Annotated in this window: 23 protein-coding genes; 9 read left to right on the top strand and 14 right to left on the bottom strand. The window is 71.0% G+C overall.

Translation table 11 applies throughout. From position 1 onward, the window contains the following. Positions 1–941: 941 nt before the first annotated feature. Positions 942–3,596 carry an EAL domain-containing protein gene (locus QMG73_RS35865; RefSeq protein ID WP_281903327.1) on the top strand — a complete coding sequence of 885 codons (2,655 nt, stop codon included), beginning with the start codon at positions 942–944 and terminating at the stop codon, positions 3,594–3,596. Here QMG73_RS35865 and QMG73_RS35860 read toward each other — a convergent pair. The 4 genes from QMG73_RS35860 to QMG73_RS35845 are packed head-to-tail and all read right to left on the bottom strand — an operon-like array spanning position 3,568 to position 6,654. Continuing rightward, positions 3,568–4,557, bottom strand: a complete 990-nt coding sequence (locus tag QMG73_RS35860) for an ADP-ribosylglycohydrolase family protein (RefSeq protein ID WP_281903325.1) — start codon at positions 4,555–4,557, stop codon at positions 3,568–3,570. The two genes, QMG73_RS35865 and QMG73_RS35860, sit on opposite strands and share 29 nt — an antisense overlap. Position 4,558: 1 nt before the next feature. Then, on the bottom strand, positions 4,559–5,314 hold the full coding sequence (locus QMG73_RS35855; RefSeq protein ID WP_281903323.1) for a glucose 1-dehydrogenase: 756 nt from the start codon (positions 5,312–5,314) through the stop codon (positions 4,559–4,561). Between the two features lie 48 nt (positions 5,315–5,362). Next, complete coding sequence (locus QMG73_RS35850; protein ID WP_281903320.1) at positions 5,363–6,226, bottom strand: tetratricopeptide repeat protein; 864 nt, start codon at positions 6,224–6,226, stop codon at positions 5,363–5,365. Further along, entirely contained in the window at positions 6,223–6,654 is a 432-nt protein-coding gene (locus tag QMG73_RS35845) for a hypothetical protein (RefSeq protein WP_281903319.1), read from the bottom strand. The genes QMG73_RS35850 and QMG73_RS35845 overlap by 4 nt, the downstream gene beginning before the upstream one ends. Positions 6,655–6,707: 53 nt before the next feature. Between QMG73_RS35845 and QMG73_RS35840 the strand changes: the two genes are divergently transcribed. After that, on the top strand, positions 6,708–7,967 hold the full coding sequence (locus tag QMG73_RS35840; RefSeq protein WP_281903317.1) for an ATP-binding protein: 1,260 nt from the start codon (positions 6,708–6,710) through the stop codon (positions 7,965–7,967). Positions 7,968–8,303: 336 nt separating this feature from the next. On the opposite strand, the gene QMG73_RS35835 is transcribed toward QMG73_RS35840, so the two are convergent. The 5 genes from QMG73_RS35835 to QMG73_RS35815 all read right to left on the bottom strand — a co-directional run bounded on the left by QMG73_RS35835 (position 8,304) and on the right by QMG73_RS35815 (position 12,357). Further along, positions 8,304–8,771, bottom strand: a complete 468-nt coding sequence (locus QMG73_RS35835; protein ID WP_281903315.1) for a hypothetical protein — start codon at positions 8,769–8,771, stop codon at positions 8,304–8,306. Position 8,772: 1 nt separating this feature from the next. Then, on the bottom strand, positions 8,773–9,762 hold the full coding sequence (locus tag QMG73_RS35830) for a glycerophosphodiester phosphodiesterase (RefSeq protein WP_281903313.1): 990 nt from the start codon (positions 9,760–9,762) through the stop codon (positions 8,773–8,775). A 404-nt stretch (positions 9,763–10,166) separates the two neighbouring features. Next, on the bottom strand, positions 10,167–11,369 hold the full coding sequence (locus QMG73_RS35825; protein ID WP_281903311.1) for a serine hydrolase domain-containing protein: 1,203 nt from the start codon (positions 11,367–11,369) through the stop codon (positions 10,167–10,169). A 71-nt stretch (positions 11,370–11,440) separates the two neighbouring features. Next, positions 11,441–11,746 (bottom strand): hypothetical protein, encoded by a 306-nt coding sequence (locus QMG73_RS35820; RefSeq protein ID WP_281903309.1) that lies wholly within the window; start codon positions 11,744–11,746, stop codon positions 11,441–11,443. Between the two features lie 113 nt (positions 11,747–11,859). Then, complete coding sequence (locus QMG73_RS35815) at positions 11,860–12,357, bottom strand: hypothetical protein (protein ID WP_281903307.1); 498 nt, start codon at positions 12,355–12,357, stop codon at positions 11,860–11,862. 118 nt (positions 12,358–12,475) lie between these two features. On the opposite strand from QMG73_RS35815, the gene QMG73_RS35810 reads away from it, so the two are divergent. Together QMG73_RS35810 and QMG73_RS35805 are read left to right on the top strand one after the other, a co-directional pair. Beyond that, on the top strand, positions 12,476–12,784 hold the full coding sequence (locus QMG73_RS35810) for a DUF1905 domain-containing protein (RefSeq protein WP_281903306.1): 309 nt from the start codon (positions 12,476–12,478) through the stop codon (positions 12,782–12,784). A gap of 65 nt (positions 12,785–12,849) precedes the next feature. Then, the gene (locus QMG73_RS35805) at positions 12,850–14,514 is read left to right on the top strand and encodes a pectinesterase family protein (RefSeq protein ID WP_281903304.1); all 1,665 of its coding nucleotides are present in this window, start codon (positions 12,850–12,852) and stop codon (positions 14,512–14,514) included. Here the strand turns inward: QMG73_RS35805 and QMG73_RS35800 are convergent. Further along, positions 14,508–15,386, bottom strand: coding sequence for a PhzF family phenazine biosynthesis protein (locus QMG73_RS35800; RefSeq protein WP_281903302.1), 879 nt, complete (start codon positions 15,384–15,386; stop codon positions 14,508–14,510). The two genes, QMG73_RS35805 and QMG73_RS35800, sit on opposite strands and share 7 nt — an antisense overlap. A gap of 88 nt (positions 15,387–15,474) precedes the next feature. Then, the gene (locus QMG73_RS35795; protein WP_281903301.1) at positions 15,475–16,152 is read right to left on the bottom strand and encodes a hypothetical protein; all 678 of its coding nucleotides are present in this window, start codon (positions 16,150–16,152) and stop codon (positions 15,475–15,477) included. Positions 16,153–16,270: 118 nt separating this feature from the next. Here QMG73_RS35795 and QMG73_RS35790 point away from each other — a divergent pair, with 118 nt between their 5' ends. The 5 genes from QMG73_RS35790 to QMG73_RS35770 all read left to right on the top strand — a co-directional run bounded on the left by QMG73_RS35790 (position 16,271) and on the right by QMG73_RS35770 (position 20,000). Then, positions 16,271–16,555, top strand: coding sequence for a hypothetical protein (locus QMG73_RS35790; protein ID WP_281903300.1), 285 nt, complete (start codon positions 16,271–16,273; stop codon positions 16,553–16,555). Positions 16,556–16,641: 86 nt separating this feature from the next. Continuing rightward, on the top strand, positions 16,642–17,424 hold the full coding sequence (locus QMG73_RS35785) for an alpha/beta fold hydrolase (RefSeq protein ID WP_281903298.1): 783 nt from the start codon (positions 16,642–16,644) through the stop codon (positions 17,422–17,424). A 104-nt stretch (positions 17,425–17,528) separates the two neighbouring features. Further along, positions 17,529–18,797 carry a vanadium-dependent haloperoxidase gene (locus QMG73_RS35780; RefSeq protein ID WP_281903296.1) on the top strand — a complete coding sequence of 423 codons (1,269 nt, stop codon included), beginning with the start codon at positions 17,529–17,531 and terminating at the stop codon, positions 18,795–18,797. 86 nt (positions 18,798–18,883) lie between these two features. Next, the gene (locus tag QMG73_RS35775; RefSeq protein ID WP_281903295.1) at positions 18,884–19,429 is read left to right on the top strand and encodes a hypothetical protein; all 546 of its coding nucleotides are present in this window, start codon (positions 18,884–18,886) and stop codon (positions 19,427–19,429) included. A 10-nt stretch (positions 19,430–19,439) separates the two neighbouring features. Further along, positions 19,440–20,000, top strand: coding sequence for a GNAT family N-acetyltransferase (locus QMG73_RS35770; protein ID WP_281903293.1), 561 nt, complete (start codon positions 19,440–19,442; stop codon positions 19,998–20,000). Here QMG73_RS35770 and QMG73_RS35765 read toward each other — a convergent pair. The 3 genes from QMG73_RS35765 to QMG73_RS35755 all read right to left on the bottom strand — a co-directional run bounded on the left by QMG73_RS35765 (position 19,990) and on the right by QMG73_RS35755 (position 22,854). Continuing rightward, positions 19,990–20,994, bottom strand: a complete 1,005-nt coding sequence (locus tag QMG73_RS35765) for an NAD(P)-dependent alcohol dehydrogenase (protein ID WP_281903291.1) — start codon at positions 20,992–20,994, stop codon at positions 19,990–19,992. The two genes, QMG73_RS35770 and QMG73_RS35765, sit on opposite strands and share 11 nt — an antisense overlap. Before the next feature lie 48 nt (positions 20,995–21,042). Continuing rightward, on the bottom strand, positions 21,043–21,375 hold the full coding sequence (locus QMG73_RS35760; protein ID WP_281903290.1) for a hypothetical protein: 333 nt from the start codon (positions 21,373–21,375) through the stop codon (positions 21,043–21,045). 282 nt (positions 21,376–21,657) lie between these two features. After that, a complete protein-coding gene (locus tag QMG73_RS35755; protein ID WP_281903289.1) occupies positions 21,658–22,854 on the bottom strand; it encodes an FAD-dependent monooxygenase in 1,197 nt (398 codons plus the stop codon). Positions 22,855–22,859 lie beyond the last annotated feature (5 nt).

The following is a 22,859-nucleotide window of genomic DNA, read 5'->3' as shown; positions in this document are numbered from 1 at the left end:
CAGATCAGCGGTGATCACTCCCGCACGTGCCATACCAGCAGCCTCCCAAGATCAGCCCTCTGTTGCACTGACCGGTGGAGACCGCCTCTCTTTTTCGCGTGCATACGCCCTTGATCCACGCGAATGGCCTTGATCGGCGCGCACCGCGCCGACCGCCGGCGCCGACCCTGTGCGCCGATCAAGGGCGAACGCACGCGGTTCGATCTCAAAACCGCGTGCATTCGCCCTTGATCCACGCACATGGCCTTGATCGACGACCCTTCGCGGGGCAAGGGCGAGCCCACAACCAGGACCGACATCCGAGCTACCGCGACGCCCGCCGCGCGCAAGACCGCAGCTCCCGCGGCCTCACCCACCGCGCACCCACAACCCACGCGGGCGAAGCAACAAAATCCCTGATACTGCGGCTTCCGGATGCCGCTGAGGCGACAAAAACAGCGTTTTTGTCGCCTCAGCCAGGGCCGGACGGCGAGGCGGCGACAAGCGCAGAGCGTGACCGCACGCGGACGGTGAGGCCGCGGGAGCAACGGCATCGCCCACGACGGACGCCGCGGCAGCTCGCATCTCGATCCTGGTCTTGAACCTGATCGCAACGATTGGGGAGCGCCGCCGAGATCCGCGCGGCGCGCGCCGGTGCGGGGGTGACGCGGCGCGGGGCGGGCTGCGCTTGCGCGGCGCGGGGTGCGAGGCCCGCGCCGATCAAGGGCAATCCCATCGATCAAGGCCAAACGCACGCGGTTTTGAGATCAAAGCACGTGCAAATGCCCTTGATCGGCGGAGAGGGGGCGCGCGGAGAGGGGGCGCGCGGGAAGCGCGCGCGGAAGGGCCGGCGGAAAGGGGGTGGGGAAATGGCCGTGTGGTGATCGGGGCGTACCGGGTCGTTGGGGCTGGTCGTGGTTATGCTCAAGCCACGCGGGCTCCTCGGGGCAGGGGGTTCTGAATTGGCGCGCGGACTCACCGTCGGTGTGCTCACTCCGCTGCTGTCCGGCCATTACTTCGGAGGGCTGCTGCGCGGTGTCGCGCGCGCCACCGCCGCTGCCGGCGGCAAGGTCGTCGCGGTGCAGACGTTCGACCCGGGGGTCGATGAGATCGCCTACCTGGATCTGTCGGACTTCCGGCTGCCGGTCGCCTGGCAGCACGTTGCCGGGTTCGTCGTCATTCTCAACTCCGCCGACCAGCGTTACCTGGAGGCACTGCGAGACGCGGGCAAGCCGGTGGTGATGGTGAGCCAGGAGGTGCCGGGGTTCGACTGCCCGGTCGTACTGCCCGACAACCGGAGCGGCACCCAGCTCGCCGTCGAACACCTGATCGAGCACGGGCACGAGCGGATCGCGTTCGTCGGGTGGATGGCGCAGGAAGACATCCGCCAGCGGCACGAGGCGTACCGGGAGACGCTCGCCGCGCACGGCATCCCCTACGACCCGGAGCTGCTTTTCCTGGCCGACGACAACGTGACCACCGGTGGGGAGGCGGCCGCCGAGCGGATGGTGCGCGCGGGCATGCCGGCCACGGCGTGCTTCTGCGCCAACGACTACAACGCGGTCGGGATGATCCGCGGGCTCACGGCGGCCGGATGCAGCCTGCCGCGCGACCTGGCCGTCGTCAGCTTCGACGACGTCACCGCGGCCCAGCACGTGCAGCCGAACCTGACGACGATCGACTCGGCGTTCGACGAGGTGGGGCAGGAGGCCGGCGAGCTGTTGCTGGCGATGCTGGCGGGGCGGGAGGTGCGCCCCGGGAAGCGGTACGCCCGGGAGGGACGGTCACGCCTCGTGAGGCGGGAGTCCTGCGGATGCGCGCCCCAGGAGACCGCCGGGGAACCGCAGCGGCTGGCGGCCGAGAACCAGTACCTGGAACGGGCGCTCGACAGCCAGTACGGGATCACCATGGAGCTGCTGCGCAGCGACGGCAATCCGGCGACGCTGCAGTGGCTCGAACATTCCCAGGCGACCAGCGGCTGCCTGGGCCTCTGGGCGCCGGACCGCGACGAAAGCGACCCGCTCCTGGAGATCGCCGGCACCTACCACCGCGACCCGGCCGTCCAGCTCAAGCCCGACGAGCCCATCCCGGTGAGCGCGTTCCCGCCCGCCGAACTGATCGAGGAGTCAGACCCCGGCGCCGGGCAGATCGCGGTCGTCGTGCCGGTGCGGCTGCGCGACAGCGATCGCGGCATGCTCGCCCACATCGGCCCGATCGACACGCAGAAGTCGTCGATCGTCGAGACCGTCAACCAGTGGGCGGCGCTGCTGTGCGGCATGCTCGACCACCGGGCGGTGGTCACGTCGCTGCGGGACCAGGAGGACCAGCTCCGGCACGCCGCCCAGTACGACCGGTTGACCGGCCTGCCCAACCGCACGCTCTTCCTGGAACGGGTCGGGCAGGCGCTGCGCCGCACCGGCGGGTACCGCTTCGGGATCCTCTTCCTCGACCTCGACGGCCTGAAGGTGGTCAACGACAGCCTCGGCCACCTCGCCGGCGACCGGTTGCTGTGCGCGGTGGCAGAGCGGATCAGCGCCGAGGTCAGGCCGGTCGACACGCCGGCGCGCTTCGCCGGCGACGAGTTTGCTGTACTGGTCGACGGGGTCGGCGACATCGCCATGCTGACCGCGGTCGCGGAGCGCCTGCAGGAGGCCATCGGCCGGCCGCACCGGATCGCCGGCCAGGAGGTCGTCGTCAGCGCCAGCATCGGCATCGCCGAGGGCACCGGCCAGGACCAGAGCGCCGAAGACCTGCTGCGCAACGCGGACATCGCGATGTACCGGGCGAAGGCGCGCAAGAAGGGCTCGCACGCGGTCTTCGACATGTCGATGCGCGCCGAGGCGATCGACCGGCTGCGCATCGAGACCGAGCTGCGCCACGCCGTCGCCGCGGCCCAGCTGGAGCTGCACTACCAGCCGATCGTCGACCTCGCCACGGGCGCGACGGTGGCGCTGGAGGCGCTGCTGCGGTGGCGGCATCCGACCCGCGGTCTGCTGGCACCCGCGCAGTTCCTGCCGGTGGCCGAGGAGGCCGGGCTCATGGTGCCGATCGGCCGCTGGGTGGTGGCGGAGGCGTGCCGGCAACTGGCCAGCTGGCGCCGGGACGCCGTCGTCCCCGACGACCTATGGGTCAGCATCAACCTGTCGGACCGGCAGTTCTGGTACGGCGACGCGGCCGCCACCGTCGCGGCGTCGCTGGAGCACGAGCGGCTGCCCGCGCGCTGCATCGCCCTGGAGATCACCGAGGGCGTCGTCGTGCACGACGTCCAGGCCGCGCAGAGCATGCTGCAGGGCCTGCACGACCAGGGGCTGAAGCTTTACGTCGACGACTTCGGCACCGGGTACTCGTCGCTGAGCGTCCTGCGCGAGCTGCCCATCGACGCGCTGAAGATCGACAAGTCGTTCGTGAGCGACGTGGCGACCAGCGCCAAGGCCCGCGAGCTGGTCCGCACGATCATCCTGATGGGGCACAACCTGGGCATGGGCGTGATCGCCGAGGGCATCGAAGAACCCGCTCAACACGCACAGCTGCGCGAGCTCGGGTGCGAGCTGGGCCAGGGCCACCTGTTTTCGCGCCCGGTGCGGCAGCTCAGTCCCACGCCTCGCCAAGCGCCGTGAGCTGATCGGCGTACTCGATGCGCTCGCGCCACCCCGCCGGCCACGCGGGCATGCCCAGCCACGCGCCGAGGAACGCGCCCGCCAGGCACGCGATCGAGTCGGAGTCGCCGGACGTGGCCGCGCCCCGGGCCAGCGCGCCTACCGGGTCGTCGGCGTGCCGGATCGCGCAGAGCAGCGCGGTGGCCAGGGCCTCCTCGGCGATCCAGCCCTCGCCGGTGACCTGGCAGGCGTCCTGCCCGTCGTCGGGGTAGGACAGGGCCAGGTCGAGCCGGTCGAGGGCGGCGAGGCACTCGTCCCACCCGCGCGCGATGAACTCACCCGGTGTGGTGACGCCCGCCTGCTCCCACAGGTCGACGAGCCAGTCGCCGCGGTACACCGTGCGCTGGTCGTGGCAGCGGGCCCGCAGCAGCGCGGGCACCGCGGCCGGTTCGGCGCCGTCGCGCAGCAGCCGGATCGTGTACGCCGTCAGCTCGCTGGCCGCCAGCCCGGTGGGGTGCCCATGTGTCATGGCCGCCTGGAGCTGTGCCACCCCGGCGAGGGTGTCCAGGTCGTAGGTGGGGACGAGCCCGACGGGCGCGACGCGCATGTTGGCGCCGCAACCCTTGGAGCCCACGACGGTGGCGCGCGTCCACGGCACGCCCAGTGACAGGTCACCGCAGGCGCGCAGGCATGTCATGCCGGGGGCACGATTGTTGTCGGGGCTCGCGGCCCACTCCAGGAATCGGTCGCGCAGCAGCCGTACCAGGAAATCAGCCGTCGGGGCCGGGGCGTCGAGGACAGCCTTGCCCACCGCGAGCGTCATCTGGGTGTCGTCGGTGACCAGCGCCGGATCGCCCTCAAGCTCGCGCGGGCCGTCCGGCCCGTACCGCGCGCGGATCTGCGCCACGGTCATGAACTCGGTCGGCTTGCCCAGGGCATCGCCGTACGCCAGCCCGAACAGGCACCCCGACGCGGTTGACATGTCAGAAGGCCGTGTAGCCGCCGTCGATGACCAGTACCGAACCGGTCATGAACGCGGACGCGTCGCTGGCGAGGTAGATGAGGCTGGGTGCGATCTCGTCCGGCGTGGCGTACCGCTTCATGGGCACGTCTTCGATCCAGTGCTGGCGGAACTCAGGCCGGTCGACGGGCGCCATCTCGGTCTTGATGTACCCGGGGGCGAGGGCGTTGACGCGGATGCCCAGCGGCGCCCACTCCGCGGCGAGCGACTTCGTGAGCTGGTGCACGGCGGCCTTCGACGCGTTGTACGCCGGCTGCCACTGTGGACGGTTGACGATCAGCCCGGAGATCGAGCCGACGTTGACGATGGTGCCGCCGCCGCGTTCGGCCATGTGCTTTCCGAAGGCCTGGCAACAGTTCCAGACGCCGTTGACGTTGGTGTCGATGACCTCGTGCCAGTCGTGCTCGGTGACGTCGAGGGCCGGCGCGTGCACGCAGGTGCCGGCGTTGTTGACGAGGATGTCGACGCCGCCCATCTCGCCGACGATCTCCTGGACCACGCGGTCGACCTCGCCGCGCTGGCGCACGTCGGCCTGGAAGCCGCGCACGTCGGGTTGGGAGGCCAGCACCTCGCCGGTCTTGGCGGTGTCGCGGGCGACGATGGCGACGCTGGCGCCCGCCTCGGTGAGGGCGGTGACGAACGCCCGCCCGAGCCCGCGGTTTCCACCGGTCACGACCGCCACCCGCCCGGCGAGTCCGAACGCGTCGAGCACTGACATGTCAGCCCACCTCCAGCATGCCCTTTTCAGTGTCAAAAGCGATGAAGCTTAGCGCCAGTTGCGGCGCATCCAGCGCCGCAACAGCGGCGGCACCACCCACGAGTACACGCAGTAGAGCAGCCACAGCAGGCCGACTATCGCTGACAGTACGGGCTGGCCCAGCGCGCGGAGGCCGAAGATCAGCGCGGCCGCGACCGCCCACGTCTTCAGCACGCCGAAGCGCAGCGCCGGCCGCAACGGCAGCATCAGCGGGTGCCGGGCGATCCGCAGCTCCAGCGCCGACTCCGCGAAGGACTGCTCGGTGGGCATGGCGGCGGCGGCCTGCCGGTAGCCCTCGTACGCCGTGTCGACCTGTCCCCGGATGGCGCTGGTGCCGCCGAGCAACGCGTGCGCGGCGGGGTGCTCCGGGTAGGCGGCGACGAACTCGCGGCTCATCCGCTGGGCGCCCTTGTCGTCGCCGCTGGCGTAGGCCACCTGGATCCGCGTGGCGTACACGATCGGCGCCTCCGGTGCCAGGGCCGCGGCCCGCTCGACCAGCTTCGCCGCCTTGTCGGCTTGGCCATTGGCCGCGCAGACGTCGGCGTACGTGCAGAGGAGCTCGACGTCCTGCGGCGCCAGCGCCAGCCCGTCCAGCAGCGCCCGCTCGGCGACCTGCGAACGGCCGCACCGGTGCTCGGCGCGGCCCAGGTGGCGCAGCAGGTCAGGATCGGGCCCGGACGCGGCCAGGCCGGCGGTGGCCGCCGAGATCACCGCCTCCCAGCGGTCCAGCTGCGCCAGGGCGGCACAGCGCAGCCGGGTGGCGGGTACGCCGACGGCCTCGCTCGGAGGCAGGGTGGCCAGCTCGGCCAGCGCATCCTGCGCCCGGTTCGTCAGCAGCAGCGCCTCAGCGCGAGAAAGTGTCGCTTCTGTCATCGGACGAGTACCAGGATCAGGATCGCCTCCAGTACGCCGAAGCCGATGGCCGCCCCGATGCCGGGGGCGACGAGGCTGGCGGGCTCGCCGCCGCGATAGGTGTAGGCGCGGAACGGTTTGCGCTGGAAGGCCAGTACCACCAGCGAGACGAGGATACCGGCGATCACGGCGCCGTACCGCACGGGCGCGTTGCCCTCGACGGACGCGGCGATCGCGAGCCGCGCGCCGAACCCGACCAGGCCCGCCGCGCCGATCGCGACCAGGTGCGGGGCGGGCAACGCGAGGCGCCCGCCGTTGAGCAAGCCGAGCGCGGCGGCGGCGAGGGGACCGCCGAAGAAGGCCGGGTACAGGATCGACTCGGGACGCCACGGCGGCTTTCCGGGTGCCGGCTGCTCCCGGATCGTCGGGTTGAACAGCTCGTCCTGCATCGGGTCCCCATTCCTGACAGCGGTGCGGCGCCGGCACAGCATAATGGCCGACCATGAGCGCCCCGTTGATCGAGAGCATGATCGCAGCCGTGGAAGCCAGCCCGACCGACCTGCCGCTGCGGCTGCACCTGGCCGAGCTGCTCGTCACCGCCGGCCGTGGCCCGGAGGCGGTCACGCACCTGGCCGTAGCGCTGCAGCAGGACCCGGGGCACGGGGATGCCCGCGCGCTGATGGCACGAGCGCTGGCTCCGGCCGTTGCGGAGTCGGGCCCTTCTTTGGAAGCGGCGCCGCCAGCTGACCCTTCGCCCGCGCCGCCGCCGGGTCAGGCGCGTGTGGACTGGCGGGCATACGAGGAGGAGTTGGCCGAGTCCGTGCCGCCGCGCTTCGCCCGGTCCGGCGACGAGCCGGACCCGGTCGCGGGGGAGGAGGACCGGATCGTCGACGTGGAGACCTCCGCGATACGCCTCGCCGACGTGGGCGGCATGGCCGACGTCAAGAAGCGCCTGGAGCTGGCCTTCCTGGGACCGTTGCGCAACGAGAAACTGCGTTCGCTGTACGGCAAGAGCCTGCGCGGCGGCCTGCTGCTGTACGGGCCTCCCGGCTGCGGCAAGACCTTCCTCGCCAAGGCGGTGGCCGGCGAGATGGGCGCCCGGTTCGTCACGGTCTCGGTTGTCGACGTGCTGAACATGTGGATCGGCCAATCCGAGCAGAACCTGCACCAGATCTTCGAGACCGCCCGCCGCAACGCCCCGTGCGTGCTCTTCCTCGACGAGGTCGACGCGCTCGGGCACAAGCGCAGCCAGTTGCAGTCCTCGGCGATGCGCACGCTCGGCAACCAACTGCTCGCCGAGATGGACGGCATGGAGGGCACCAACGAGGGCGTGTTCGTCCTCGCGGCCACCAACGCGCCGTGGGACGTCGACGCGGCGCTGCGCCGCCCCGGACGGCTGGACCGGACGGTGCTGGTCGTACCGCCTGACGCCGACGCGCGCCGGGCGATCCTGGAGGTGCACCTGCGGGACCGGCCGATCGCCGGCATCGACCTCAAGCGCCTGGCCGCCGCGACTGACCGGTTCTCCGGCGCCGACCTGGCTCACCTGTGCGAGACGGCGTCCGAGTACGCGATGCACGACTCCCTGGTCAGCGGCCAGGTGCGGATGATCGAGCAGCGCGACTTCGAGGCGGCGCTGCGCGAGATCCAGCCGTCGACCGGCGCGTGGATGACGACCGCGCGCAACGTGGCGATGTTCGCCAACCAGGACGGCGCATACAACGACCTGGCCAAATACCTAAAAAAACACAAACTCATGTAACCCACCCGCGCCCGCGCCGGCCCTTCCTCCCGCCGATCAAGGGCGAATGCACGTGGTTGGATCTCTTTTCCGCGTGCGTTCGCCCTTGATCCATGCGAATGCCCTTGATCGGCGTCGTTGAATGGGGGCCCTGGCCGCGCATCAAGCCCGACCTCCTGCGCCGGCCCCGGCGCTGCTAAGCGCCGAGTGGCTGGTTATCGGCCGCCGCCGGTTACGAGGCGCTCGCTCGCCGACCAGCTTGTCCCGATCCGCGCAGCGGATCTCTCGAGCTGTGAACGTTTATGGCTGCTCCAGCAACCATAAACGTTCACAGCTCGTCGCGTCGCGGAGCGAGGGCTATGCGCGGATGAGGGCCTCGGGACGGCAGAGGACGGTGATCCGGTACGACAGGCCGACGTTGGACCAGATCTCGCCGCGCAGCGTCAGGCAGAGCCCGACCCGGTCGTCCTGCTCGGGGTGCTCGAAGAAGTCTGCCTGCGGGTCGGCAATCGCGCCGATCAGCCCCTGCGTGCCCTGCTTGGTGCCGGGCACCTGCAACAGGCCGACGGACACCTGCACCTCGGCGTCTTCAAGATCACCCACCGTGTACCAGTGGGTGTCAGGCAGGAACAGCTGCGAGTCGACGGCCCGCCGCTGATACTGCGAGCCCATCATCCCGGACACCGGATCGGGGATGTCGCCGATCCAGGCGGTCCCGGCGAAGTCGCTGCGCAGCCGCTGCGCGTCGGAGTGGAACTCGGTCACGAGGGTGTCCAGGCGCGGCTGGGCGACCAGGTGGACGTCGGCGTCGATCACAGACCGCACGCTAACACCACGCCCCGCCCCTCCTTTCGTCGAGGACCCGTTCCATCATCGTCGGCCACGATGACATCACCCCATCGGCGCACGCGTCGATCAGCGAGTTGTAGGTCGCTTCGTCCTCGGGGGCGGTGCCGCTGAACCACACGTGCACCGCGTACCCGTCGGCGTGCGCGCGGGCGATGAACGCCGGCGTGGCGATCGGGATCCCCTGGAACGCCACAGGCACCTGGAGCGCCACCGTCCCCGCGATCGGCCGTACGCCAGCGGAGAAGTACTGGGTCAGCCCCACCTGCCCGGGCGCCAACCCGACCGACGGCGCCAGCCGGTGGAACTCCGCCACCGCCGCGTCGTTGAACGAGGTCACGATGATGTTCCTCGTACGGCCGGTCCGGTTCAGCAGGTTGGCGAGCAGCCGCGCGTTGTGCAGGAAAGACTCCGTGTCGGCGTCGCTGGTTCCCTTGATCTCGATGCTGATCGGCAGCTTGGGGAAGGCGCACAGCACGTCGCGCAGTGACGGGATCGTGAAGTCGCTGGCCTGGTACCCGCGCGGCGGCCGTTTGTCGCGGGTGCGGATCCCTCGCAGGGGGTACGACTCCGGCGGCAGGCCGGGCACCGCGTTCCGGCCGGGCACGAAGTTGTACGCCGCGTCGAGCTTGCGCAGGTCGCGGTACGTCATCGACCGGATCAGCCCGGTGCCGTTGGTGGTGCGGTCGACGGTGGCGTCGTGGCTGGCGACGAGTACGCCGTCCGCGGTCGAATGCACGTCCAGCTCGAGCATGTCGGCGCCGATCTTCGCCGCGCGCCGGAAGGCGTACATGGTGTTCGACGGCGCCTCGCTCTCGCCGCCCTGATGCGCGATGTGCAGGAATCGCTTGTCCAGCCAGCGGTTGTCGGTCCCGCCGGCGTGGGCCGGACCGCCAAGCGCCAGCACCGCCAACGACGCGATCGCGGCGGCGGCGATCCGCTGATGCCTCACTCTCCAGGTAGTACGCATAGACCTCAGTATGTGCGGACAAGTCACTTGGCACGCGGAGCCGGCAGCGTGGGCCGGGGGTTTCGGCGAGCGCTTGCGAGCCGCCGGCCCGCGCGTTGCCCGCGGGAGCATGCGGTCCGCAGGTGACGCGGACCGGGGCAAATAGGCACGGTGCGCCGCCCGGCCGGCCGCGGTGGTCGGGCTTGACCTGGCGCCGGACCACCTGGACTCGACGGCGCGTCGATCAAGGAGATCTCCATCGATCAAGGGCGAACGCACGCGGAAAAGAGATCCAACCACGTGCATTCGCCCTTGATCGACGGAGGAGGGGGCGCGGCGCGGAAGGGGCCGCGCCGCGCGGCGCGCAAGAGGGCGCAGCGCGCGGCGCGCAAGAGGGCGCGGCGTGCGGTGCTTGAGCGGGTGGGTTAGAGGTAGGTGGCGGTGATTATGCGTTGGACTGCCGCGGGGAATTCGCCGCCCATGTGGAGGGTGTTTACGGAGTAGGTCAGGCGGCGGGACAGGTCGCGGGTCGCGCCGATGCCGTTGTTGTAGCCGGGGCGGTCGCCGGTCTTGCCCCAGAGGGTCAGGCCGCCGATCTTCAGCCGGTTGAGCCCGATCGCGAACGTCGCCGGCTCGTCGTTGGCTGGGTTGTCGTCGGCGTCCCAGGTGGGTACGTCCGGGACGGTGAACATCAGGTCCAGCTGTGCCGCGGGCATCAACTGCCCGGTGAACACCGCTACCAGGAACCGGTCGAGGTCGCTGGCGGTCGAGATGATCGCAGCCGCGGACCATTGCAGCGACGGGTTCGCCTGGGTGATGTCGACCCATCGGGTGGTGCCGTTCGCGGACGACAGCGCCTCGTACCCGTGTGCGTGCGGGCCGCGGATCCGCGGGTCGTCGGCGGGTGCCGTCGTGCCGGTCAGGCGCAACGGGCGGATGATCCGGTCGGTGACTTCGCGTTCCCAGGTGCGGCCGGTGACCTTTTCGATCAGGAGCCCGGCGACGATGTAGTCGGCGTTGCCGTACCGCTGTTTGGTGCCCGGGGTGAACGCCGGCGGCGTGGTGAGGTCGAGCTGGCTGCCCGGCTCCCAGTGGTCGTAGCGGTGGACGAGGAACCAGTCGGGGTCCTTGTGCGGCACATCCGTGCCGTTGATTCCGCTGGTGTACGTGAGCACCTGCCGGACGGTGATGGCCGGATAGCCGGCGGGCAGCAGGTCTGGCAGGTAGTGCCGCACGGATTGGTCGAGGTCGAGCCGGCCCTCGGCGACGAGTTGCAGGGCCACCACCGCGGTGAACATCTTCGTCATCGAGCCTATCCGGAACCGGCCGTCCTGCGGCACCGACTGTCCGGTGTGGACGTTGGCCACGCCGGACGTACCCTGCCAGCAGCCGGCTGAGCCACGAACCTGGACGATCGCGCCGGAGATCTCGCCGTCGGGCAGGCCGGCGATCGCGGCGGACAGCTTCGCGCCGGACAGCGGCGGCAGCGTGGTCGGTGCGGTGGGTTCGGTCGTACACCGCGTCTCTGGCGCGACGCCGGGTGGTGCGGCGGCCGCGGCAGACGGAATCGTGCCGGTGACGGCGGCCAGGCAGGTCAGCGCGACAAGCGCGCGGGTCGACGTTCGCATGACTGGAAAGCCTGCCGACCGGCGCGCCCAACATCATCAGGGATAGTCCCGTTGCCGACCCTGATGTCGTCTCAGGGGTGTGCCGCCGCGTCCGCCTTGTCGAGAGCGGGGTTGTGGTTGCGGACCTCGAGGATGCGGGCGATGGATCTGAGTACGGGGCTCAGGGCGTAGAGCAACCCGGTGAGGCTGGCGGGGCCGATCGCGCCCAGCAGGGGCGGGTCTGGTGGGTGCCGGATGGCGTAGACCGTCGCGAAGGCGGACGCGCCGACCGCGACACCCAGTACGACCAGCAGCCCGACGCCGAGAATCAGCAGGCGCCTGCCGGTGTGTTCGTAGGCTTCCAACAACCGCTGTTCTCGATCCCTGTCGCGGTTCATAGAGACAGGGAACCATGCGCGTTCCGGTGGCTGTACCGGCTCGCGCCGCAACGATCGACCGACTCCCTTGTAGAGTTCCTACAAAACTCCTTGGAGAGGCCCGAGGTGACAGGTCAGCTGACGCTCGGTGACCCGGTCAGCGCCCGTGACTTGTCGCCGAGGCCGTCCAGGTTGAAGTTGAAGACGATGACGCCGTCACCGGTCCAGCCGCCGGTCGACGAGGACGTGACCGTCGCGGTGTAGCAGATGAGCCGCGGGCTGAGGTACTTGTTCATGTCGTCGGTGAAGTCGCACCACTTGGTGGCGATGTTGGCGTCGTTGCGCTCCAGCCGCGCGTGCACCTTGAAGAGGTCCCAGGTCTTGCCGCCGCTGGTCCGAGCCTGCTCGATGAGCACGTACGCGTACCGCGCGCTGCCGTTCTTGACCACGCACGTCTTCATCGCGACGTTCGTGACCGAGGGAGCCGTCTGGTACTGGTAGTCGGAGCATCGCGTGGTCGCCGCGGCCGCCGGCCCGGTCGTGGCCAGCAGGGCGGTCACCGTCAGCAGCGGGGTCGCCACCGCCGCGGTGATCGTCCTAGCTGTCCGGTGGCGTCTCGGGGTCTTCCGCATGAGGGCACCTCCACAGTGGAGCCGCGATCGCGGCTTGCCTAGCAACACTGTGGGTCCGGTGGCACGCGACACATGCGAAGCGCGACCAAGCTTGAGGAAATCTTGAGATGCTGAGCGGGTGGCCTTCGTTTTCGACGCCGAGTTGTGGATCTGGGATGCCCGGCGGTCCGAGAGTTGGACGTTCGTCAGCCTGCCGCCCGAGGCCAGCGAGGAGATCCGTGACGTGGCCGGTGGGGCGCCGCGCGGTTTCGGCGCGGTGCGGGTGCGCGTCACGGTCGGCGGCACCACGTGGCTGACGTCGGTCTTCCCCGACAGCGCGCGGGGCACCTACGTCCTGCCCATCAAGCGCGCCGTGCGCAAGGCGGAGGCCATCGACGAGGGCGACACCGCGACGGTGACGGTGGAAGTCCTCCAAGGCATCGATTGACATAAACATGTAGCGGGCGTACCTTCCACGGAAAGCGCTTTCCGTGACCTTGGGGGCCGCCGCCGATGACCACTGTCCCGTCTCGTCGCGCCTCCCGAGCGCGCCTGCTGTCGGCCGCCGCGGCCGGCCTCCTCGCCGTCGCCGCTCTCAGCGTCGTGGGGGTGGGTGGCGCGTCCGCCGCGACGCTGTTCTCCGACGACTTCCAGGATGGCAACTCCTCTGGCTGGACCACGTCGGGCGGGACATGGTCGGTGGTCGCCGACGGGTCCACTGTGCTGCGTCAGTCGGGCACCTCGTCGGACGCCCGTGCCCGCGCGGGTTCGGTGTCGTGGACGAACTACACGGTCACGGCGCGCGTCAAGCCGATCGCGTTCAACGGCTCCAACCGGTTCGTCGCCGTGCTCGCCCGCGCGCAGTCCGACACCAGCTACTACTACCTCGCCCTGCGATCCAACAACACCGTGGAGCTCAAAAAGCTGGTCGGTGGCTCAGCCACCACCCTCGCTTCGGCCTCCGTGCCGGTCTCCGCCGGTACCTGGTACGCGCTGTCGCTGTCGGTGTCTGGCACCAGCATCAGCGGCTCCGTCAACGGCGGCACCCCGCTCGCCGCCACCGACACCCAGTTCACCAGCGGCGGCACCGGCGTCGCCACGTTCTACGGCTCGGCGTCGTTCGACGACGTGGCCGTGTCGGACACGGCCGGGCCGGCGCCCACGACGAGCGCGCCACCACCGCCGACCACCAGCGCACCGCCGCCCACCGGGCCGAACATCGTCGTCGCGAAGGACGGCAGTGGCCAGTACAGCACCGTGCAGGCCGCGGTGAACGCCGTTCCCGCGGGCAACACCCAGCGATACACCGTCACCATCAAGGCCGGCACGTACCGGGAGATGGTCACGGTCCCGTCCAACAAGCCGTACGTGACGTTCGTCGGCGCGACCGGCAACGCGGCCGACGTCGTCATCACGTACGACAACGCCAGCGGCACGCCGAAGCCGGACGGCAGCGGCACGTACGGCACCACCGGCAGCTCCTCGGTCTTCATCGACGGGCACGACTTCATCGCCCGGAACCTGACGTTCTCCAACTCGTTCGACGAGGCGGCGCACGACTACAGCGCCGAGCAGGCGGTCGCGGTCACCACCCGCGCCGACCGGCTGGTCTTCGACAACGTGCGCTTCCTCGGCAACCAGGACACGCTCCAGCCCAGCAGCCCCAACACCGCGACGGTCAACCGCGCGTACTACCGCAACTGCTACGTCGAGGGCGACGTCGACTTCATCTTCGGCCGGGGCACCGCCGTGTTCGACCGGTGCGAGATCCGGTCGCTCAACCGCGGGTCGAGCAGCAACAACGGGTACCTGACGGCGGCCTCCACGACGAACACCAACCCGTACGGGTTCCTGTTCACCCAGTGCAGGCTGACCGCCGCGTCAGGAGTGGCGGCGCAGAGCGTCCACTTGGGACGGCCGTGGCACCCGGGCGGTGACGTGAACGCGATCGCGCAGGTGCTCTACCGCGACTCCACGATCGGCGCGCACATCAAGGGTTCACCGTGGACTGACATGTCCGGCTTCTCGTGGCGGGACGCGCGGTTCTTCGAGTACCGGAACACCGGAGCCGGCGCCACGGTGACAGCGGACCGCCCGCAGTTGCCTGACGCGCAGGCGCCGACCTACACCGCCCAGCGCTACCTGGCCGGGAGTGACGGCTGGAACCCCGTCTACTGAGACTCGATGGGCGGCACCAGGATCTCGCCCCGGGCGACCGGGGCGACCCGGCCGGTGACCGTCGCGCTGACCACCTGGCCGCGGCGCGCGGTCACCATACAGTCCAGGGTGGACGGACGCTGGATCTCGCCGCCCTGCCGGACCGTGTATGACGACTCGGCATCGGCGGGCAGCAGGCCGGACGTGACGAGCCACACGCCCAGCCCGAGCGCCGCCGAGCCGGTCGCCGGATCTTCGGGAACCCCGACTCCGGGGACGAAGACCCGCGTATGGGCGGTGCTGGTTGCGGCGTCCCAGGCGAAGACGCTGACCTGGCGCACGCCGTGCGCGCGCGCCGCGGCGACGTCCAGCTCGGCTTTCGCGACCGACTCCGCGTGTACCGCCAGGAAGGGGAACTCGAGCCCGCACCCGGCCAGCCGGGGCGCCGGCCCGGCGAAGTCCACATCGGACAGGCCGGCCGCGGCCAGCAGTGGACCGGGGTCGAGTGCCGGCCCGATCGTCGGCGCGCCACCGGTGAGGGTGGCGTGGCCGTCCTCGTACACGTTGATGGGGAGCAGCCCCGCGCCGCACTCCTGCACGACCTGGCCGGCCGGGAACAGGCCCCGGCGCAGTTGCGTGGCCGCGACCCCGACGCTGGGGTGACCGGCGAACGGCAGTTCGTGCGCGGGCGTGAAGATGCGCGCCCGGTAGGTGGCGCCCGCCGCCGTGGGCGGCAGCACGAACACCGTCTCGGACAGGTTGAACTCCCGCGCGATCGCCTGCAGCTGGCCGTCGCCGAGCCCGTCGGCGTCGAACACCACCGCGAGCGGGTTGCCGGCGTAGGGCCGGTCGGTGAACACGTCGACGATCTCGTACGGCAGCGCGCTGGGCATGCCGGCGACGCTACCCGGTGCCGACCGGGGTGCGGCCGCCCCGCCGGCAGAAAGGTCCACCTACCCGCGATTGGCCCGCGCGGCGCCACTACACGGTGGTCACGCCGACCCGCCAGCCGCTGGCGGTGCGGTCGGCGCCGAGCAGCAGGACCGGGCCCGGCGGCGGGGACCTCTCCGGCCAGCGCACGATGGTCGGCGACTCCTGCTCGCGGTACGGGTACGCGTAGGCGCCGGTGGCGTCGAGGTACGCGAACTGGGCCGCCTTCACGGCGCCTGGCGGGGTGTCGATGCGCAGCCCGTCATCGCCGTCCGGGACAGCCCGGATGTCGAGGGCGGCGGGCTCGGGGTCGACGCGCTCGCCACCACCGCGGCCGTACCAGAGCTGGACGACCATTGTGGACAGTACCCGGGGAGGCGAGCCGCCATGCTTGACCAGGGCCGCTTCGCTGGGCGTACCAAAATTGATGTCATCGGCGACTTGCAGCCAGACGCCGGCGGCCTTGAGCCGTGCGGCTACCGGGCGGAATCCCGCGACGCTGCCGTACCGGGCGCGTGCGCCGTCGGTCAGCATCGCCCACGCGGCCTCGACGTCGCCGGCGCGGGCGAGGTCGTCGAAGCGCCGCGCGGTCTGCTCGGCCGCCGGCCTGATGTCGGGCCGGATGTCGCACCCGCACGCCACGCCGCTGTCTCGTGTCAGCACCGCCACCGTCGTTCCGACGGCCGTGACGAGGACGACCACCGCCGCGACCCACCACCGTTTCGCCATGGGAATGGGACGGGTGGCACGGCGCGGTGCGTTCCGGCGCGCGGGTCTCGGCTCGGTTACGCCGGTATTTCGATCTTCCCACTGTGATCCGGCCAGCTCGCGGGGTATGTTGGCCGGCGTGCGCCGCTGGCTGCTCGCCGTCCTGATCGCGCTGGTCTTCAGCGCGCCGGCGGTTGCTTTGCTGGCACCGGCCGCCGCCCACGGCGACGTGCGCGCGCACCAGTCCTGCGCCGAGCTCGCCCGCGACACCGGCCCCGCCGACCTGGCGCGCGCCGGCGTGGCAGCGGTCGAGCCGTCGCGGTTCGCCGCGATCGGCGGCAGCGGCGGCGGCACCGCCGACCCGCTGCCCGACTCGGTGACGCGCGCGGCCACCCGCGCCGAGCTCCAGGTGTGGCGGACCTGAGCGGGGCTTCCCGTCCCCGCCTCGTCCTTTCCATCTGGCTTACCTGGAGCTGCCATGCGCTGTTTTGCCGTCTCGGGCGGTCGGTCATGATCACGCCAAGCACCGCCGGCCTTCCGCCCCGCCGTTTCGAACACACCTGGTCCGGCCCGGCCGGACAGTGGGCCTACGACCGCTGGGGCACCGGCGGCCGTCCGATCGTGCTGCTGCACGGCCCCATGTTCGACCGCACCATGTGGTGGCCGGTCGCCGCCGAACTGGCCGACCACTGCACCGTCTACGCCGTCGATCTGCCCGGTCACGGCGCCTCGCCACCCCGCCGCCAGTACCGGCCCGACGTGATGGTCGACGAGTTGGCGTACCTGCTGTTCGAGATCGGCTGCCGGCGCGCGCCGGTCATCGTCGGCCACTCGACGTCGGGGCTGCTGGCGACCCGGTTCGGCACCCGTTACCCGGTGCACGCCATCGTCACCGTCGGTCAGAGCCTCGACGTCCGCCCCATGATCGGCAACGTCGTCGGCCTGCCGCACCGCGCGAACGTGCGCCGCTTCCTCGGTGGGCTCGGCCTGGCCGAGGTGCCGCCGCTCTACCAGAGCCTCGCCGAGCCGCGGCACGACCACAGCCTGCTCGCCGGCTACCTGGACTGGCTCGCCGGCCCGCCCGACGACGTGCAGTGGGAAGTCGACGCGATCCTGCGCCGGGTACAGGCCGCGCACTTCAGCATCTTCGGGCAGCTCCCGTGGTCCGGGTACCCGGAGTGGCTGCGCGAGCTGATACCGACATCGAGCTGCGTGGTCTACAACCGCCCGGGCGCCTTCCCCCACCTGGCCGAACTGCCCCGCTTCACCGCCGACCTCCGAGCCCTCCTTTAACGCGTTTTGTTCGACGGACAGTTAGTGCGTCGGCATGGGCGTGGATTCGTCTGACGATGCGGGTCCTGGTTCTGGGATGGCCGCTCTGCCAGCTAGGAGGAGACATGACCAGTCGACCCCGGATTCGTCGCGGGGTGGTGAGGGCCGCCGTCGCGGCGGTCCTCGCCCTCGCGCTCACCGCCGCGATCGGGCCCGCGCCCGCCGTCGCGGCGCCACCCAACGCCGTCGTAACGTGGAATTCGTACGCGCAGATCGCGATCTGGGACGTCGCGCAGCAGGGGCCGCACGTGCAGTCACGCAGCTTCGCGATGGTGCAGGGCGCGGTGTACGACGCGGTGAACGCGATCTCGGGCAAGCCGTACCAGCCGTATCTGGTGGCGCCCGCGGCCACCGGCACCGAATCCGTGGAGGCGGCGGTGGCGGCGTCGGCGCACCGGGTGCTGCTGAGCCTGTTTCCCGGGCAGTCGGGCAGCCTGCAGGCGCGCTACGACCAGTACCTCGCCACGATCCCGAACAACCCGAAGAAGCAGGCCGGCATCGCGATCGGCAACCAGACCGCGGCTGCCATGATCGCGTCCCGCCAGAACGACGGCGCGTTCGGCCCGCAGACGTTCGCGGTCAGCGACCAGCCTGGCAAGTGGCGGCCGGTGCCGCCCACCGGCAACGACGGCGGGTGGGTCGGCTTCATGAAGCCGTTCATGATCCCGAGCCAGTCGATGTTCCGCACCAGCGGGCCGAACCCGCTGACCAGCGCCGCGTACGCCAAGGACTTCAACGAGGTCAAGCAGATCGGCGCGTTCAGCAGCCCGACCCGCACCGCCGACCAGAGCAGTGCCGCGGTCTGGTGGCACGACCGGCGGCTGACCGAGTGGGAGATCAAGCGCCAGGTCGCCACCAACAAGAATCTCAGCAACATGCAGGCGGCGCGGATGTTCGGCATGGCGAACCTCGCCGAGGCGGACGCGCTCGTCGCCTGCTACAACGAGAAGTACTTCTGGAACGACTGGCGGCCCTACCACGCGATCCGGCTCGCCGACACCGACGGCAACCCGGCGACGGTCGCCGATCCGACCTGGACGCCGTGGCTCACCACGCCGCCGTTCCCGGACTTCACCTCCGGGCACACCTGCTACACGGCGGCCACGATGGGCACGCTCGCGTACTTCTTCAAGACCGACAACATGTCGTTCAGCGCGTTCAGCCCCGCGTCGAACACGACCCGGTCCTTCACGAAGTTCTCGCAGGCGCTCACCGAGGTCGTCAACGCCCGCGTCTGGGGTGGCATCCACACCCGCCACGCCGACGTGCAGGGCGCGAAGATCGGCGCGCAGGTCACCGCGTACATGATCGGCCACCACTTCCGGCCGCTCTGACCGGGCGCCCGCTGGCGGCGGCGTCCCCTCTCGCGAGGGGGCGCCGCCCTGCTACTACCCTTGATCCACAATGGGGAGGTGCGGGCATGGCTGAGGCTCGCGGGCAGTCCAGGCGCGACCTGGGGATAACCGCTCTGGTACTGGGATTCTTCGCCGCGGCGTGGTTTGGCTGGAGCGGTGGCGGGGCGCCTGACGGGTGGCAGCCGTTCCTGACCGTCGGCTCAGTCGTCGGGCTGGCCGTGGCGGTCGCCGGAGCGGTGGTCGGGTTCAGGAGCCGCACCGCGACCACGCTCAGCCAGGACCGGGCCGCGTCCCGGCGGTACGGGATCATCGTCGGCATCGAGTTCGCCGCCATCGCGCTCGGCGGGATCGTGCTGGGAGTGGCCGGTGCCGCGGAGTACGTCGCCGCGTGGGTGTGTCTCGTCGTCGGCGTGCACTTCTTCCCGCTCGCACCGGTGCTGCGCGACCCGCTGCTGGTGCCGCTGGGCGCGCTGGTGTGCGCGGCGGCCGTGGTGGCGACCGTCGTCGGCCTGACCACAGGCGTGGCGGCCAGCTTCGTGGCCGGCCTGGGCGCCGGGGTACTGCTCCTGGTGTACTCGTCGGCCGCCCTGGTACGCGGGCTTCGTTCCTAGGGTGTTGATGATGCTGCGACCGGCCTATCCGATCAGGACCGCCCGCCTGCTGTTGCGCCCGTTCACCCGGGCCGATGTCGGCGACGTCTGGGCGTACCAGCGCCAGCCGGAGGTCGCCCGGTACATGAGCTGGGAGCCGCGGACGCTGGCGCAGACCGAGGCGGCCGTCGCGCAGATGGCGCGCGAGGACCGGCTCGCGGGGGAGGGCGACTGCCTGAGTCTCGCCGTGGTGCGCGCCGACGACGATCGGGTGGTCGGTCAGGTCGAACTGGTGTGGCACAGCACGACCAGCCGGCAGGGTGAGGTGGGGTACGTCTTCAACCCCGACCACCACGGCCAGGGGCTGGCCACCGAGGCGGCTCGGGAGATGCTGCGGCTCGGGTTCGACGGGCTCGGACTGCACCGGATCGTCGGGCGCTGCCACGCCGAAAACGGTGCCTCCGCGCGGCTGCTGGAGCGGCTGGGCATGCGCAGGGAGGCGCACTTCGTCGACAACGAGCTGGTCAAGGGCGCCTGGCGCAGCCAGTTCGTGTACGCCGTGCTGGCCGCTGAGTACCGGCTCAGATCGTGATGACGATCCTGCCGCGTGCCGTGCCGCCGGTCAGGTGGCGCATGGCTTCGGGCAGTTCGTCTAGCGGGTAGGCGCGGTCGACGACCGGCTTGAGGGCGCCCGACTCCAGGAGTGCGGAGAGCCGGCCGGTCAGCTCGCCCTTCGGCGGGAACTTGACTGTGGGCCGAGGCAGTTGGCGGTTGACCGCACCGCGCGCGACAAGTCCGAGCAGCCGCGGGATGCTGCCGAGCCACCGCCGCCCGTCGCGCCCGTACTGGTCGTGGCCCACGAGGACGTACCGGCCGTCCGGGGCGAGCAGCGGCCGCAGCGCGGTGAAGCGGTGGTTGCCGACGATGTCGAAGATCAGGTCGTAGGGCCCGCCCGGCAGATCGTCCTTTGTATAGTCCACCACCCGGTCGGCGCCCAGCGAGGTGAGCAGGTCGAGCTTGGCACCCGTGTCGACGGCGGTCACTCGCGCGCCCGCGGCGGCGGCCATCTGCACCGCGACGACACCCACGCCGCCGCCGGCCCCGTTGACGAGTACGCGCTGGTCTGTCGCAAAGGGACGGTCGGGCGGCAGGTTGATGAGCGTGATGATGCCGGCGTTGAGCACGGACGCCGCTTCCTCGAATGTCACGCCGGCCGGCTTGGGAGCCACCACGTCCTGCGGCACCACCACGTACTCGGCGAACGCGCCGCCGTTGCGCCACACGTAGCCGCGCAGGGTCTCGCCGTACACCTCGTCACCGACCCGGAACCGCGTGGCGCCCGGCCCGAGCGCGGCGACCTCGCCGGCCATGTCGGTGCCGGGAACCGGCTGCTTCGGCCGGCGCACACCGGAACCCATGAGGCGCAACGCGAACGGCAGGCCGGTCACCACGTGCCACACGTCGGGGTGCAGCGAGGCGGCGCGGACGCGTACCAGAATCTCGCCCTCTTTCGGCGCTGGCCGCGGGATGTCGCGGACGCGCAGCGCGTCCGGCGAACCGTAACCGTCCTGTACGACCGCACGCATGCCGCCACCCTAGCGATCGGTCGCAAGGGGTGGCGGCAAGCGGGCAAATCAGCGCGTGGGCGCTATGACGCACTTCGGGCCGGGCGCCTGGTAAGCGGCGAGCCGGATGGCGGGCGCGTCGTTACCCGACAGTGTGTAGACCACCAGCACCATCACGATGCCGTCCGGGATGCCTTCCGGTCGCAGGCCGATCCGCGCCCCCTTGCGGGTCACCCCGTCCATCTTGACGACCGCCACGGCAAGCGGCGAGTCCGCGGGCGTGCCGCGGTCGGCCTCCGGGCAGTCCTCGGGAGCGGAGGGCCGCAAGATCCTCACCCGGTCGTCGGTGGCGGTGAGTTGCCGGTTCGCGTCGCTGGGGTCGTCGACGCGGTTGACGGCCACCGCGAGCGTGCCATCCTTCTCGGTGGTGATGGCATAGGCGGGGCCCGCGCCACCACCGGTCGCGAGGACCGTCGCGGTGGCGGCTGCGACGGCTACCAGGGCGCCGCCGAAGGCGAGCCGGGGCCGCGTCAGCCGGCGGCGCGCTTTCGGGTACCGGCTCGGCCGTCACCCGGGACTTGAGCTCGTCGAGCAGGGCCTGTCGCGGCCGATGTCGCCCACCCGCTCCGCGTCCAAGGCTTGAGTATCGGTCACGCCATGTATAGCCACGAGCCCGCTTCGCCGTTACAGCCCCTGGTACCGCTTGAGGGTGATCGCGGTGGCGGCGCGGTGGATGGGCGCGACCATCTTCGCCATCAGGCGCTCCTTGCCGGGCAGCCGGCCGACCAGCCCCAGCATGGCCATCGACATGCGCACCTGGCCCTTGGTGCGCATCACCATCCGCTTGACGTTCGCCGGGCCCAGCGCCTGGTTGCGCGCCACGAACGGCCGCATCTCGCGCTCGTACGCCGCGAAGCCGGCACGGTGGTCGCCGCCGGCCGCGGCCAGCTCGCCCGCGAGCACGTAGGCGCCGACGAGCGCGAGGCTCGTGCCCTGGCCGGACGCCGGCGACGCGCAGTAGGCGGCGTCGCCGAGCAGCGCGACGCGGCCGGCGGACCAGCGGTCGAGACGCACCTGACTGAGCGAGTCGAAGTAGAAATCCGGCGCGGCGTCCGCGGCGGCCAGCAGCGCCGGTACTTCCCAACCCTCGCCCTGGTACGCGTCGGCGAGCAGCCGCTGCTGTGCGGCGCGATCGCCGGTGTCGTATTGGAGCGGCGGGGACGCGAACAGGAACATCGCCTTGGCGCTGGCGTCCCGAGCCGTGCTGTAGACCAGCGCGGTCCGCCCTGGGCCGACGTAGGTGAGCTCCCAGCGGTCCAGGCCGAGGTGGTTGGGGACCGAGAAGATCGAGACGTAGTACCCGAGGTCGTGCACGCCACCATCCCCGAACGCGAGCCCCCGAGTGCGGGAGTGCACCCCGTCGGCGCCCACCACCAGGTCGTACGTCTCGGTGGCGCCGCTCTCGAACCGCACCTCGACGCCGCCGGCCGTATCGGTCAGCGCCGCGATCGCGTCGCCGAACCGGTACTCGCATGGGGAGTGCTCGTGGAGGAGCCGGTTCAGGTCGCCACGCAGCAGCTCGGCGTCGCCGTGTGCGCGCCCGCCGAACGTGTCGCCGTCCATGCTGGCCACCCGCCGCCCGGACGCGTCGACGATCGAGCCGCCGCGCACGCCGGTGCGCAGGGCGCGGACCTCGTCGAGCAGGCCCATGCGGTCGACGACGTCGAGCGCCGCGCCGCGGATGTCCACCTTGTAGCCGCCGTCACGCAGCGCGGGGGCGCGCTCCACGACCGTGGGTCGAGCGCCGTGGCGGCGCAGCCAGTAAGCCAGCGCGGTGCCCGCTATGCCGGCGCCGGAGATGAGGACCTTCGAGTTCGTCATGTCAC

The sequence above is a fragment of the Phytohabitans aurantiacus genome (assembly GCF_027923225.1).
GTDB classification, from domain to species: Bacteria; Actinomycetota; Actinomycetes; order Mycobacteriales; family Micromonosporaceae; genus Phytohabitans; species Phytohabitans aurantiacus.
Note: the sequence above shows the minus strand (reverse complement) of the source record. Positions and strands in the feature narration are given on the sequence as shown.